The sequence below is a fragment of the Microbacterium sp. 4R-513 genome, assembly GCF_011046485.1.
GTDB lineage: Bacteria > Actinomycetota > Actinomycetes > Actinomycetales > Microbacteriaceae > Microbacterium.
This window is the reverse complement of sequence record NZ_CP049256.1, coordinates 895,892-909,797: the sequence shown is the minus strand read 5'-3', so window position 1 is coordinate 909,797 and position 13,906 is coordinate 895,892. Positions and strand designations below refer to the sequence as shown.

The window sequence follows — 13,906 nt, the reverse complement described above, 5'->3', positions numbered from 1 at the left end:
ACGACCGCGCATGACCGAGACGATCGCCCTCCCGCGTCCCGCGGGCTACTCGCTCGCCGCGGCATCGCGTTTCGTCATGGCCTTCCCCGCGGGAGAGGGCGGCGACGACACGGGGCGACTCGACCTCGCGTTCGCGCTCGACCGCACGTGGCGGCCCGTCGCCGTCCGAGTCAGCCAGCGCGAGGACGCGCTCGAAGCCGAGGTCGTGCACGACCCGTCGGGCGCTGGAGTGCAGGCCATCCGGCACGACCTCGTCCGCATCCTCAACCTCGACGTCCTCGATGACCCCTTCGCTGAGATCGGCGCGCGCGACCCGCTGATCGCACAGCTGCGCACCCGATATCCGGGGTTGCGGCCCGTGCAGTTCCCTACCCCGTGGGAGGCGGCGGCGTGGACCATCATCGGCCGACGCATCCGCATGACCCAGGCGGCGGCGATCAAACGCCGCATCGCAGAGCAGCACGGTGAGCGCTTCCGCTTCCCCGACGGCGGCGAGCTCGCGGCCTTTCCCGGGCCCGAGGCGATCCTCTCGGCCGAGACGCTTCCGGGCCTGACGGGACAGAAGCTCGGTGCGCTGCACCTGGTCGCCGAGGCAGCGGCCTCGGGCTCGCTCGACAGCGACCGCCTCGCGGCCGCGCCCGTCGCCGAGGCGCTCGAGAGCCTTCAGACGATACCCGGCATCGGACCCTTCTCGGCCGAGCTGATCCTCGTCCGGGGCGTCAGGCAGTCGGATGTGCTACCGGCGCACGAGCCACGACTGGCCCGGGCCATGGCGACCCTCTATGGCACGGATGATCCCGCCGAACACGCCCGCATCGCCGAGGCATGGCGACCCTATCGGTCGTGGGTGTCGTTCCTCCTCCGCCGCTGGCTCGAGGATGAGACCGGGGAGATCGCGCGGGGGAGGCCGGCGCCGAGCCCGGATCGGACCGCCTGAGGGAGCTCGACGGACGAGGCATCCGATCCCCGACACGCCGTCGCCTATACTCCGTTGGAGTATCCCCCACGTACGCCGGCGTATTTCCCCCGATACGACGTCGTATCCCGCAGACGGGCTCCCCAACCCGCCGTCCGACGGAGTGCCTGTGGTCCGAGTGCAGCCGACCGCGCCCACCAGCGCCGACTCGCCGACGCGCGCCGCGGCGCGCGCAGCGCAGCAGCGGAGACGTTCGCTGATCCTCCTGGGCGTCATCCTCGTCCTCGCCGCAGCGCTCGCCGTCGTGCTCGGTGTCGTCTTCATGCGCGGAACGGCCGGTGAGCCCGAGCAGGCGCCCGCGTCGACGGGCGAGTGCCTCGCGACGAGCCTCCGCATCACCGCGGATCCGGCGATCTCGGGAGCCGTCGGAGCGGTCGTCGCCGACCTCGCCGGGTCGCGCACCGACTGCCCCGAGGTGACGATCCGGGCGGAGGACAGCGCGGTCACCGCCGCAGCGCTGGCCGCGGGGACGGCCCCGGACTTCGACGTCTGGGTCCCCGACTCCGGGATGTGGCCGGCGCGGGCCACCGGGCTCGCGAAGCTCACGGGCGTCGACGCGGCGGAGCTCGTGGTCGGCGATGCCGTCGCCAGCACGCCCGTGGTCTTCGCCGCGACGGAGGCCACCGCTTCCGCACTCGGAGCGGAAGAGGCGGGCTTCTCGAGCCTCGCGGGGCGCTCGGTCGCCGCGGTCCTCCCGGATCCTCTGACTGTCGCGTCCAGTTCCGCTGCGCTTCTCGCCCTGCAGACCGCGGTCGGCGGAGACGCCCGTGCCTTCACGGGGCTCGTCCTCGGCCTCGACACCGGTGTCGTCCCGACGGCGGCGGACGCGCTCGCTGCCACCTCCGCCGCGACGGCTCCCACGATCGCCGTCACCACCGAGCAGGCGCTGCTGGACTACGACCAGGACGCGAAGGCGCCGCTCGTCCCGATCTTCCCCGCCGACGTCAAGCCCACGGTGAGCGTCCCGGTCGTGAGCCTCGCGGATGCCTCGGACGACACGCTCGCCGCAGTCAAGGCCCTCTCCGCCGCGATGGTGGACCGCAGCGACCTCCTCGCCGCGCACGGCCTGCGTGGTGCGGACGGAGCTGCGATCGACTCGAAGACGGCGGAGGAAGACGGTGCTGTCGCGGCATCCGACCCGATGGACAGCGTGAATCAGGCCGAGGCGCTGCGCACGTGGCAGGTGCTCACCGCCCCGTCCCGGATGCTGTCGCTCAACGACGTCTCGGGTTCCATGCTGCAGCCGGTGACCGCCGACATGCGACGCATCGACCTGTTCGAGGAGGCCGCCGTCCGCGCCGTCAATTCGCTCTCCGACGAGTCCTCGCTCGCGACCTGGGTGTTCTCGAGCCGCCGCATCGGCGGCCAGGACTGGCAGGAGGTCGTGCCGTTCGGCCCGCTCGGGGACCCCGCGCACAAGCAGCGCACCATCGACACCGCGAACGGGCTCGACAGCCTCGTCGGCGGCGGGACGGGACTGTACGACAGCGTGCTCGCGGCCGTGAAGTACATGCGCGAGACGTACGTGCCCGGGCAGATCAATCTCGTCCTGCTGAACACCGACGGGGTCAACGAGGACGACGAGGGCCTCGACCTTCCGGGGCTTCTCGCGGAGCTCGAGCAGCTGCGGGATCCGGCGAAGCCGGTTGCGGTGATCGCGATCGGCTATGGGCCGGACACCGATCAGGCCGCGCTCGAGCAGATCGCCGCGGCAACCGATGGCGCGGCGTATCAGGCGCTGCAGCCGACCGACATCAGCACCGTGCTGGTCGACGCGGTCACGCAGCGCGGCTGCCGCCCGAACTGCGGCTAGGCCTTCGTATACCCGGAAGTCCTCTGATCAGGAGAGGAACATACCCGGGTCGAACTCGCTGATCGGGATCACCCGGATGCGCGGTAGTGGGGCGTCGAAGACCCGCGCGTCGTACTCGAGGTCGAACTTCTCGAGGCCCGGGATCGAGTTGAAGCCGGCGTTGCGGAACTCCGAGAACGCGACGACGCCGACCCGCCGGTCCGGCCCGATCAGCGCGGAGATCTCGGGGATGAAGTCGCCGTCGTGGCTGACGAGCATCACATCGGCCGCACGGCTCTCCAGTGCGCGCAGCGTGCGCTGGATGGCGATGTCGACGACCTTCTCGTCCGGCTCCCCGGAGAGCGGGACGACGATGTAGTCCATCGCCTTGAGGGCCTGGACGAACGGCATCGGAATGCCCGAGGAGGCGTTGAGGTAGAACACGCCGCGCGCCGGCTGTCGCCACGCCCCGTCTGCGAAGGCGACGAGGCGATCCCATCGCGGCCGTTCGTCCGGCTGCGGACGCCGGTTCAGGATGGACGTGCCGAATGTCGCGTCGATGTTCTCGCCATCCACGAGCACCCACGTGGTTCGAGAGCCTGCCTCTGACAATCCGTCTCCTTTGTGAGCCTCAGCCCGAATCATATGCGGGCGGGACCCCGCGAGTACCGTAGGGTCCGCACGGCGCCACCGGTTGCGACCGGCGGGGCGGTCCGACGGGTGGGAAGGAGTTGCTCATGGACGAGTCGACGACAGGGGCCGGGCTGATCTCGGCGGCGGAGTTCCACCGGGCGCCGGGCGTCTCGGACTGGCGTGTCACGGCGACGGGCCCGCAAGCGGTCTTCGCCGCGACTTCGCTGTCGGCGGCAGCCGACCTCATCTCCCCGATCGTCGAGGCGGCCGAGCGTCTCGGCATCCGGCCCGACGTCGACCTGCGTCCGGAGGGTGTCATCGTGCGCATCCCGTACCGCGACCCCGAGGGGATCCCCGAGGCTGCGGGTGAGTTCGCGGCGGCCGTGTCGCGGTCGGCGGCGAAGCTCGGCCTTTCCGCCGATCCGTCGCGGGCGCAATCCGTCGGCATCTACGTCGCCCAGCACTCCCAGGCGGACGTCCGCCCGTTCTTCCTGGCGGCGCTCGGCTACGAGGCGTTCGGGGACACCGATGCGGTCGATCCGCTGCGCAGCGGTCCGCAGCTCGCCTTCAACCCGATCTCCGGGGACGCGCCCGCGCGAGGTCGGACCCACTTCGATGTGTTCGTGCCGGCCGATGAGGCGCGATCACGGGTGGATGCCGCGCTCGCCGCCGGCGGAAGGCTCGTCGACGACTCGCACGCCCCCGCCTGGTGGTCACTGGCGTCGCCGGACAACCACGGCGTGGACATCGCGTCCTGGACCGACACCTACGAGTGAGCGCCCTGCAACCGGTTGACGCAGGAGTTCGGCCGCGGCGCGTCAGGCGTCGGGCTCGCCCTTGTCGGACTTCTCCGGCGGGATGTCGGTGCTGCGAGGACCCACGACGTCGCCGGTGATGGTGTGCTCGCGCTCGACGTCCTTGATCACGTCGGTCTTGAGTTCGCTCGCGGGATTGCTGAATTCCGGCGTCGGCTCCGGCTTGGAGGCATTCGTCACGATGTGCTCCTTCCGCCGGGCAGGTTAGGCGAGGATCGACCCGCCGATCACGCGGGTTGCGCACAGCCGGCGACGGGTGTAACCGAGAGATGCGTACCCCATTTCGGGCGTGCCTGCCAGCCCCCGAGCGTCCCGACACCGCGTGATAGTTTCCCCCTGGCCCTCGCCGGGGATCCGTCGTCGCGCCGCCCACAGAGACGTTCGGCGGCACAAGTGATCCCGGTGCGATGCCAGGCGGCTCATCCCCCCGAGAGCCGCGAGTTGGAGGAGCACATGTCCAAGAAGAGCTCACGCAAGTCGTCCGTGAAACGACTCGACAAGAAGCTGTACAAAGAGGAGCTCGAGCGCCTGCAGATCGAACTGGTCGAGATGCAGCGCTGGGTCGCCTCCGCGGGCGCCCGCGTGCTGGTCATCTTCGAGGGCCGGGATGCCGCGGGCAAAGGCGGCGCGATCAAGCGCGTCACCGAATACCTCAACCCGCGTCACGCCCGCGTGGTCGCGCTGACCAAGCCGTCCAAGCGCGAGCGCGGCCAGTGGTACTACCAGCGCTACATCGAGCACCTCCCTGCGAAGGGAGAGATCGTGCTGATGGATCGATCCTGGTACAACCGCGCCGGCGTGGAGCATGTCATGGGCTATTGCTCGGACGAGGAGTACCAGACCTTCCTCCGGCAGACGCCGATCCTCGAGCAGCTCCTCATCGAGGACGGCATCATCCTCATCAAGTACTGGTTCTCGGTCTCGGACGAGGAGCAGCAGGCGCGCTTCGTCTCACGGCTCGAAGACCCCATGCGCCGGTGGAAGCTCTCACCCACCGACGTCGAGTCGATCCTCCGGTGGGAGGACTACTCGCGCGCGAAGGATGCGATGTTCGCCGCGACCGACACCCCGGGCTCGCCCTGGTGGGTCGTGGAGAGCGACGACAAGCGCAGCGCGCGTCTGAACTCGATCAGCCACCTCCTCAGCAGAATCCCGTACGAGCGCCTCGAGCCCGAGCAGATCTCGATCCCCGATCGTCCGAAGGCCGACGACTACGATCGGCCGCCCATCGACAAGTTCAACTTCGTGCCCGACATCGCGGCCGAGCTCGGCAAGTAGGCACGGGCCCAGGTCCACGTTCGCGTCGCCCTGAGGATGCACCGACGCTGGGAAGACCGTGATCTCGACATTCATCGCCATCGGCGTGCTCCTCGTGGCCGCCGTCATTCTCCTGTCGCTGCGGCACCGGGCGGAGCGGGACATCAGCGCGAGTGCACGCGCGGCCCAGATCACCGGGTCGATGCCGGTCGCTCCGACCGATGCACCGGACGCGGTCACGACGCTGGCAGCAGCAGAGGCGCTGGGAAGCGCCATGACCCAGGCCGGCTACTCGGTCGAGACGGTGCAGGACGTGCTGGGCGACGTCGCGCGGGTCAACAGCCTGCCCGAGAGCGAAGCCGTCGTGTTCCCCAACGCGCTCCTCGTCTCGGCTCGCGGCGGCGGCGAGCACCGGACCGGCGCGGTCGTCAGCGAGGGCGGCCAGCTGCTGCTGTCTCAGATGGATGAACTGCAGCGGACGGTGGATGCCGCGCGCACAGGTGTCATCGATCCGGCATCGACGCTCGTGCGCATCGATCGCATCCGGGATATGCCGCACACCTATCGGCCCTACGCCCGCGTGATCGGCTACGGCTTCCTCAGCGCGGCGCTCGCCGTTCTGCTCGGCGCGACCTGGGCCGGAGTGTCGCTCGCAGCCGGACTGGGTCTGATCACGGGCGCCGCGCTTCTCGTGAGTGAGCGCGTGCCCCGACGCTACGGCGCGCTGATCACCGTGGCGATCTCGTTCGTCGTCGCGCTCGCGGTCTTCCTGCTTCTGCGAGCGGGGTGGGGGTCCGGCATCCTCGCGGCCCTTCTGGCTCCGCTCGTGGTCCTCCTGCCCGGCGCGCTGCTCACGACCGCCGTGCTCGAGCTGTCGATGGGGCACATGATCAGCGGAGCCGCGCGGGCAGCGGCCGGTGCGATGCAGCTCGTCCTCCTCGGCGCGGGCATCGTGGCCGCCGCGGCGGTGGTCGGCGTCCCGGACTTCGACTTCAGCCGGCATCCCGACCTGCTCGGTCCGTTCGCACCGTGGATCGCCGTGGCCGTCTTCGGCGTCGCGGTCTGCGTGCACCGCTGCGCGCCACGTCGGGCGATCCCGTGGATCCTGCTCGTGGTCTACGTCGCCTATGCCTCGCAGGTGCTCGGCGACCTGCTCGTCGGCGGAGTCCTCTCGGCCTTCGTCGGCGCGCTCGTCGTCACACCGGTCACGGCGCTCATCGCCCGGCAGCCGACCGGCCCTGCGGCACTCGTGAGCTTCACGCCGGCCTTCGCCCTGCTCGTGCCGGGAGCTCTGGGTCTGGCCGGTGTCGCCGACCTCCTCGGCGGCGACACCGCGGCCGGGGCGTCGCTCATCGCGACGCTCTCCACGATGGTCGCGATCGCCCTCGGCGTCCTGGCCGGCTCGAGCCTCTCGAACCGGATGCGCCGGCCGGCGCTCTGATCGCCCGCGGGGCGTGACGCACGAGCGCCCGAGCCGGCGCCGAGCGTCCCGCCGGGCCGGCACGATGCCGACCCGGCGGGACGCGGAAGGCCACTACTCGCGCAGCGACTCGGGAATGGCGAGCAGCACGGAGCTCGACCATGCCGAGTCCGGTCCGCCCTCCCCGTACAGCATCAGCTGGTGGCGGTTGTTGATGTCGAAGCTGTACGTCGGCATGAACCATTCGTCGGACCCGAGCGGCACCATGCCGGAGAGGTCCCACAGTCGCCCCTGCGGATCCCACATCGCCGAGACGGCGAAGTAGGGCGCGAGCTCGACGACGCCGAGCACCCAGCCGTCGTCGGTCACCTTCTCCGCGGCCGCGTCGTAGCCGTAGTCCGCGAGGCGCTTCATGCCGGTCGTCTCGGTCCACACGAACGCGTCGTCGCCGCTGACCCCGACGACGGTTCCGGAGGCGTTCACGTCCATCGCCGTCGCGGCCCCGTGGCCCGGGAGGGTGCCGAGGTCGCGCAGAGCGCCGGTCGCGGCATCCCACATCACCGCGTGCGGATCGTGCTCCGCGGTCACCGAGCCGCCGACGACCGTGCCCGCGGCGTTGACGGCACGCGGCTGGGTCGCCGACGGGTCGGTGGACAGGTGCTCGAGCGGGACGAACGCGCCGTCCGCCGTGCGGGCGAAGGCATCGCTGTAGTTGTGCCAGGTGCCCTCGGCATCCTGCTCCGTGAGCTCGGCGAACCCGACGACGGTGCCGTCCTCGTTGACGTCGGTCGCGTAGCCGCCCCAGTAGGGCCGCCAGTCGGGCACGCCGATCACCTCGAGCGATCCGTCGGCCGCCCACTGTGCCGGGACGAAGTTCCCGGTGTCGTCGCTCACGACCCCGACGGCGGTGCGGTCCTCGTTCATCCCGAGCGCCGAGCCGTACTCCCCGCCGTCCATGTCGAGATCGACGAAGCCATCCTCGGGCGTCCACGTCGTCGGCGTCATCTTGGCGTCCTTCTGCCGATCGCCCGCCACGACACCGTCGTCGGTCAGGGCCGAGCCGACGAACGGCGCGGCCCAGCTGACCAGATCGAGTTTCGGCACCTCGACCGTCGTGATCCGCACGGCGGCCGCCCCGATGATCGTGCCGTACTCGTTGGCGACCCGCACGCGCCCCACCATGGGCTCGCCCGTCAGCTGGCGAGCCGTCACGGTGACCGCTCCCTCGACCGGCATCGACTCGCCCGCCTCCAGCGCGAACGTCGTGTCCGACGTCGGCGCGACGGTGCCCTGGCCCCGCGAGAACATCTCCTCGTGGTAGTCGAACGTCACGCTCTCTCCCGCGACCGCGACTCCGGCCACGACGATGACGTACGTCCCGGGTTCGGGGTCGTCGATCACGATCCGCTCCGGTGAGTCGCCCGTCGTCGTGCTCTGCCCGATCGGGCTGCCGCGGAAGTAGACGTAGAAGTCGAGGTCGGCCGGCTCGCGCGGAGTGAGCGTGACGTCGAGCCGCGTCGCCTGGCGGGGGACGTAGAGCTGATTGGCGGTGATCTCGCCCTGCGCGACCGTCGAGAAGAGGTTGACGACGGTCCCGATCTCACCCTCGGCCACATGCGCCTCGACGGGTCCGAACGAGTTCGTGCCCGACAGGCTGACCGCGGTCGGCGCATTCATCGTCACCGCGTCGATCGTGGTCGAACCGGGGTTGACGCTCATGCCCTGCAGCGAGACGGTCGCGGTGTAGGTGTTCGCGTCGGTCGCCGACGTGCGCCGCGCCTCGATCACGAACTCCCAGATGCCGGGCATCGGGCGGTACACCGGGCGAGCCGTGGCCTCGCAGCCCGACGGGTCGGCGTAGCCGGTGTAGCAGTGATTGCTCGCGTTGCTGTCGGCAGGCATGCCCTCCGGATCGATCGGGAGGATGCGCACCTGGCTGCCGTCCGCGATCCCCTCGAGCGTCAGCTGCAGCGCTTCGACGCCTTCCGGCACGGGAACGAGCAGAGACGTCGTGCCGCCTCGGGCGAGGACGCCCGAATCGCTCACGGAGTAGGACGGACCGGCGAGCGGTGCCGTAGCCAGGACGGTGACGGCGACGAATTGGTCGATGCCGTTCGTCGCGGGGTCGTCGATCGTCATGATGGCGCTGTGCACCCCCGAGGTCTTGGCGAGCGCGGTCACCGTGATGTCGGCGGTCTTGTCCTTCTTGAGCGGCAGGGTCGAACGCGCGCTGAACGTGCCGTCGTTGCCGATCCAGCCCACGCGGTGCGAGACACTCCCCGTCGGTCCGCTCGTGCGCGTGACGCCGACCTTGTAGGCCTTCTCCGTGCCGGTCACCTGGCCGCCCTCGGAGGGCAGGCAGCGGTTGTACACGCCCGTGCCGGTGTCCGGCTTCTCGAGCAGGCCCGACAGCGCACTGCACACGGGGGCTGCGATGCGGAGGTCGTTGATCGAGACCTTCTTCGCGAGCTGCTTCCACGCGGCGACGGTGTCGATGAGGCCGGCTCCCTGTGCCGCGGTCGGGATGCCGGGGATCAGCCTCGCCGTGCCGGTCAGAGCCGTCTTGAGGGCGGCGGGCGAGATCGTCAGAGAGCCGGCCTCGGCCGCCGACAGGAGCAGGGCCGCGGAGCCGGCGACCTGCGGGGCGGCCATCGACGTGCCGTTCAGCATGCCGTAGCCGGCGGGCAGCTCATAGCCCGTCTCGGGCACCGACTCTCCGGCGAGCCACATCGGGATCGGCGAGACGGCAGCCCCGGGCGCGGACAGCTGGGGCGCGAGAGCGCCGTCCTCGGCGGGACCGCGCGACGAGAAGCCGAAGATGCCCTGCTCCGCGGTCACGGTGGCTCCGTAGTCAGCCCACCAGGTGCGGGAGCTGACGGATGCCGCGACCGCGATGGCCTCGCCGGCCACCGCGGGAGAGCTGACGGTGTTGCTTCCGAGGCCGTCGTTGCCCGCGGCGACGATGATCTGCACGCCGTACTCGTCGATGAGCTGGCCGTACAGATCGGCGACGACGTCGGAGCCGTCGTTCAGGGCGGGCAGTCCGCCGATCGAGAGGTTCACGACATCGACGTGCCTGTTGAGGACCAGGTCGATCATGCCCTCGGTCAGTGCGGCCTGCGTGCAGCCGCCCTCGAAGGTGCACGCCCGGGATGACACGATCTGCGCGCCGGGCGCTGCGCCGTGCATCTCGCCGCCGAACATCGACGTCGCCGCCACGATGCCCGCGACGTGGGTTCCGTGCGACGCGGACGGCAGGCCGATGTTGACGAACGTTCCCGTCTCACCCGGCTGACCGAGCGGCGACAGGTCGACGTCGTCGCGATACTGCACGACGAACGGGATGCGCTCGTTCTGGGGCGTGGCCGGATCGTCCGCACCGAAGTGGCCCACCTGACGGTCCACCGCGTACGGCGCCATCGCCGGGGCATCGGTGAAGTCGTGGTTGTCGTCGGCATCCACCCAGATCCTGTGCGTCGACGGCTCGTACAGCACGCCGTACGCGTCGTAGACGTCTCCGTCGCGGTTGAGGTCTCCCGCGAAGTCGCTGCCGGACGTCGCGAGGTCGTAGAAGTAGCCCACGAGGAACTCGCCCGCCGGCGCGGTCCACGAGTATCCCCCGTAGGAGAACGACGGACCGCTCCGGGTGGCCGACATCTCGACCCACGAGCCGTCGCCGTCCTGGATGGGATCCGTCGAGGTGACCCAGTCGACGATCTTCGGCTTGCCGTCGCTCGTCGTCTGCAGGGCGGGATGCTCCACGTCGACGCCCGTGTCGAGCACGCCGACGACGGTGCCGCGGCCGTCCCACTCGGGGTGTGCGCTCACGAACGCCGTCGCGCCCGTCTCGTCGATCGGCAGATACGGGTTCGCTGCGGGGGTGCTCGCGTCGGGTGCGGCCGGAGCGGCGCCACGGAGCGACGGCGCTGCGGCACCGGCGGCGAGATCGGGCGCCGGCACGCGATAGGTGCGGTTCAGGTCGATCGCCTTGACGCCCGACAGTCCGGCGAGGTCGGGAACGCTGTCGGTGGGCACCGTCGCCCGCACGTATCCGAGCTTCTCTGTGACCGACCCGACAGTTCCCCCGGCATCGAGCACGGCCGCGACGACGTCGTCGACGGCGTTCCTTCGCGCGAGCAGGAGGACCGTGACGGTCTTGGCCTTCTCCACCTCGGCCCGCTGCAGGAGCCTCGTGTCGGCGTCGCCGAGCTTCGCGACGACGACGTCGGACGACCCGGTCGAGTCGAGGGTGTGGAAACCGGGATCCGCCGGGGGCAGGTACAGGTCGCCGTCGTCGGCCGACTGCCGCTGAACCCCCGCCGACGACGCGCCCGCATCCTTCAGACCATGCCGCCCTGCGGAGAGCGGGCCGTCAGGATCGGGGGAGGCGGAGGCGTGGTGATCGGGTGGCGGCGCCGGCGTCGCGGCGGCGGCGGTCCCGATGGGCCCGGCCGCTATCGCGACCGACATCAGCGCCGCGGATGCGGCGCAGGCGAGCTTCATGCGTGTGCTCATCGTGCTCCTGGGGGGATCAGGACCGATGTCGGCGTCGACACCGGCACGAGCGCGGAGAACCCGCGGATGCGCGGCCCTCGGGCTCGGGTCGAATCTCCCAGCGCCGCGCCGAACGGGTCAATCGACTCGGTCGGCGGATACGCGACAGGGGCGGGAACCCGCCGGGCCGCAACCCGCCGGCGGGCTCCGCGGTCGCGTCGTGCGGCGGCCTCAGCGATCCGCGAGGACGCCCTCGGGAGTGCGCACGGCCGAGAACACGGTGTGCTTGCGCACGACGAAGCCGAGCTTCTCGTAGGCCGCGATCGCGTTGACGTTCCCGGCAGCCGCGTGCATGAGCGCGCGATCGCCCCGAAGGCGGATGTGGTACGCCACGTCGAGCACGAGTCGCGAGGCGAGACCCTGTCGGCGGTGCTCGGCATCCGTCGCCACAGCGCTGATCTCGGTCCACCCCTCGGGATGCAGGCGCTCGCCCGCCATCGCGACGAGCTTCCCTTCGCGACGGATGCCGATGTACCGGCCGAGCTCATAGGTCCGCGGCCGGAACGGGCCGGGCTGGTTCCGCTCGACAAGTGCCAGCATCTCGGGCACGTCGTCGGCGCCCAGAAGGATCGCCTCGTCGTCGGGGCGCGGGCGCAAGGCATCCGTCTCGACCAGCTGCACGCCCTCGCCCTCGCCGAGCACCTCCCATCCGGCCGGGGGAGCGGACGGGCTGCCGGACAGTCCGAGTTCGGCACCCGGGCCGGCGAGCTCGGCCAGCGCGTCCCACACGCGCGGGTCCTCCCACGTGCGCACGGCGACGAACGGCGCGACGTCCTCCGGATACCGGCGGACGAGATCGCCGCCGATCGCGAAATGGGCGTGCGGACCCGTGAGGGCGTGCCACGCCGGGTTGTCGAGCACCGTGTCGTCGTGCCGGGCGGAGTCGAGAGTGCTCATTCGTTCCCTTTCGCAGCGGGCCGAGGGCCGTCGGAAGCGACGGTAGAGCGGAATGCGGCCCGCCCACCGGGAGCAACGTCACCGGCCGAAACAAGATTTCCTCGGATCCGGCCCACATGACCGTTCAGCAGACCTACTCTCTCGTCATGACACCGTCGCCTTCCGCGATCACCACGACCGGACAGCTGCGCGCCTCCGGGCACACCTTCCGTCCCCTGCGGATCGAGCTGCGCGAGAACCTGCTGGCCGCGCTCGCCGAGGACCGCGATCCGTGGCCGGGGATCCACGGCTTCGACACCACCGTCATCCCGCAGCTCGAGCGCGCCATCCTCGCTGGTCACGACGTCGTCCTCCTCGGCGAGCGGGGGCAGGGGAAGACGCGCCTGCTGCGCAGCCTCGTCGGCCTCCTCGACGAATGGTCTCCCGTCATCGAAGGCTCCGAGCTCGGCGAGCATCCGTTCCACCCGATCACGCCGGCATCCGTCCGTCGTGCGAGCGAGCTCGGCGACGATCTTCCGGTGACGTGGCGGCATCGATCGCAGCGGTACGCCGAGAAGCTCGCGACCCCCGACACCTCGGTCGCGGACCTCATCGGAGACGTCGACCCGATCAAGGTCGCCGAGGGTCGCTCGCTCGGCGACCCCGAGACGATCCACTTCGGCCTCGTCCCCCGCAGCCACCGCGGGATCGTCGCGATCAACGAGCTTCCCGACCTCGCCGAGCGGATCCAGGTCTCGCTCCTCAACGTCATGGAGGAACGCGACATCCAGATCCGCGGCTACCTCCTGCGGCTCGACCTCGACGTGCTCGTCGTCGCGACGGCCAACCCTGAGGACTACACGAACCGCGGCCGCATCATCACACCGCTGCAGGATCGGTTCGGCGCCGAGATCCGCACGCACTACCCCCAGACCATCGACGAGGAGATCGCGGTCATCCGGCAGGAGGCCGACCTCGTCGCGCAGGTTCCCGAGCACCTCCTCGAGGTGCTCGCCCGGTTCACGCGCAATCTGCGGGAATCGGATGCCGTGGACCAGCGCGCGGGCGTCTCGGCGCGGTTCTCGATCGCCGGCGCGGAGACGATCGCGGCGGCGGCCCTTCACCGCGCGACGCGTCAGCACGAAGAGGTCGCGGTCGCTCGTCCCGTCGACCTCGAGACCGCCGTCGAGGTGCTGGGCGGCAAGATCGAGTTCGAGACCGGTGAGGAGGGCCGAGAGCGCGCCATCCTCGAGCACCTGCTGCGCACCGCCGTCGCCGACACGGCCCGCGCGCACCTGCGGGGGCTCGACTCGCGGGTTCTCGTCGAGGCGCTGCACGAGGGCTCGACCGTCATGACCGGCGAGCAGGTGCCCGCGGCCGAGGTGCTCGCCGGAATGCCCATCCTCGGCGAGTCCGACCTCTACGACCAGGTCGCCGAACGGCTCGACGCCCAGACGCCCGGCGAGCGTGCCGGCGCGCTCGAGCTGCTGCTCGAGTCGCTCTACCTGGAGCGGCGCATCGGCAAGGACAGCGCGGCGGGAGAGACCGTCTATGGATGAGTCGCGGCCGGTGCATCGGGGAAG

The 13,906-nt window shown here is 70.7% G+C and carries 10 protein-coding genes; 6 read left to right on the top strand and 4 right to left on the bottom strand.

The window, feature by feature from the left end; translation table 11 throughout:
• The first annotated feature begins 10 nt into the window (after positions 1-10).
• Entirely contained in the window at positions 11-937 is a 927-nt protein-coding gene (locus G5T42_RS03895; protein ID WP_206535705.1) for a DNA-3-methyladenine glycosylase 2 family protein, read from the top strand.
• A gap of 148 nt (positions 938-1,085) precedes the next feature.
• Positions 1,086-2,789, top strand: a complete 1,704-nt coding sequence (locus G5T42_RS03890) for a VWA domain-containing protein (RefSeq protein ID WP_165125696.1) — start codon at positions 1,086-1,088, stop codon at positions 2,787-2,789.
• Between the two features lie 27 nt (positions 2,790-2,816).
• Here the strand turns inward: G5T42_RS03890 and G5T42_RS03885 are convergent, their stop codons facing one another.
• Positions 2,817-3,380 (bottom strand): NYN domain-containing protein, encoded by a 564-nt coding sequence (locus G5T42_RS03885; protein WP_241245949.1) that lies wholly within the window; start codon positions 3,378-3,380, stop codon positions 2,817-2,819.
• A 125-nt stretch (positions 3,381-3,505) separates the two neighbouring features.
• On the opposite strand from G5T42_RS03885, the gene G5T42_RS03880 reads away from it, so the two are divergent.
• A complete protein-coding gene (locus G5T42_RS03880; protein ID WP_165125690.1) occupies positions 3,506-4,177 on the top strand; it encodes a VOC family protein in 672 nt (223 codons plus the stop codon).
• Between the two features lie 42 nt (positions 4,178-4,219).
• On the opposite strand, the gene G5T42_RS03875 is transcribed toward G5T42_RS03880, so the two are convergent.
• Complete coding sequence (locus tag G5T42_RS03875; protein ID WP_165125687.1) at positions 4,220-4,396, bottom strand: hypothetical protein; 177 nt, start codon at positions 4,394-4,396, stop codon at positions 4,220-4,222.
• A 273-nt stretch (positions 4,397-4,669) separates the two neighbouring features.
• On the opposite strand from G5T42_RS03875, the gene ppk2 reads away from it, so the two are divergent.
• Both ppk2 and G5T42_RS03865 read left to right on the top strand, forming a co-directional pair.
• Positions 4,670-5,494, top strand: coding sequence for a polyphosphate kinase 2 (gene ppk2 / locus G5T42_RS03870; RefSeq protein WP_165125684.1), 825 nt, complete (start codon positions 4,670-4,672; stop codon positions 5,492-5,494).
• A 58-nt stretch (positions 5,495-5,552) separates the two neighbouring features.
• Positions 5,553-6,914 carry a threonine/serine exporter family protein gene (locus G5T42_RS03865; RefSeq protein ID WP_165125681.1) on the top strand — a complete coding sequence of 454 codons (1,362 nt, stop codon included), beginning with the start codon at positions 5,553-5,555 and terminating at the stop codon, positions 6,912-6,914.
• 93 nt (positions 6,915-7,007) lie between these two features.
• Here the strand turns inward: G5T42_RS03865 and G5T42_RS03860 are convergent, their stop codons facing one another.
• Together G5T42_RS03860 and G5T42_RS03855 are read right to left on the bottom strand one after the other, a co-directional pair.
• Positions 7,008-11,408, bottom strand: a complete 4,401-nt coding sequence (locus G5T42_RS03860) for a S8 family serine peptidase (protein ID WP_165125678.1) — start codon at positions 11,406-11,408, stop codon at positions 7,008-7,010.
• A gap of 210 nt (positions 11,409-11,618) precedes the next feature.
• Positions 11,619-12,344, bottom strand: coding sequence for a GNAT family N-acetyltransferase (locus G5T42_RS03855; protein WP_165125675.1), 726 nt, complete (start codon positions 12,342-12,344; stop codon positions 11,619-11,621).
• Positions 12,345-12,490: 146 nt separating this feature from the next.
• On the opposite strand from G5T42_RS03855, the gene G5T42_RS03850 reads away from it, so the two are divergent.
• A complete protein-coding gene (locus tag G5T42_RS03850; protein ID WP_165125672.1) occupies positions 12,491-13,882 on the top strand; it encodes a sigma 54-interacting transcriptional regulator in 1,392 nt (463 codons plus the stop codon).
• Positions 13,883-13,906 lie beyond the last annotated feature (24 nt).

What these genes read in the sequence shown, in the direction of transcription:
- G5T42_RS03895 (WP_206535705.1), top strand. Translation starts at nt 11, where the DNA reads ATGACCGAGACGATCGCCCTCCCGCGTCCCGCGGGCTACTCGCTCGCC.
- G5T42_RS03880 (WP_165125690.1), top strand. Translation starts at nt 3,506, where the DNA reads ATGGACGAGTCGACGACAGGGGCCGGGCTGATCTCGGCGGCGGAGTTC.
- ppk2 (WP_165125684.1), top strand. Translation starts at nt 4,670, where the DNA reads ATGTCCAAGAAGAGCTCACGCAAGTCGTCCGTGAAACGACTCGACAAG.
- G5T42_RS03860 (WP_165125678.1), bottom strand. Translation starts at nt 11,408, where the DNA reads ATGAGCACACGCATGAAGCTCGCCTGCGCCGCATCCGCGGCGCTGATG.
- G5T42_RS03855 (WP_165125675.1), bottom strand. Translation starts at nt 12,344, where the DNA reads ATGAGCACTCTCGACTCCGCCCGGCACGACGACACGGTGCTCGACAAC.
- G5T42_RS03850 (WP_165125672.1), top strand. Translation starts at nt 12,491, where the DNA reads ATGACACCGTCGCCTTCCGCGATCACCACGACCGGACAGCTGCGCGCC.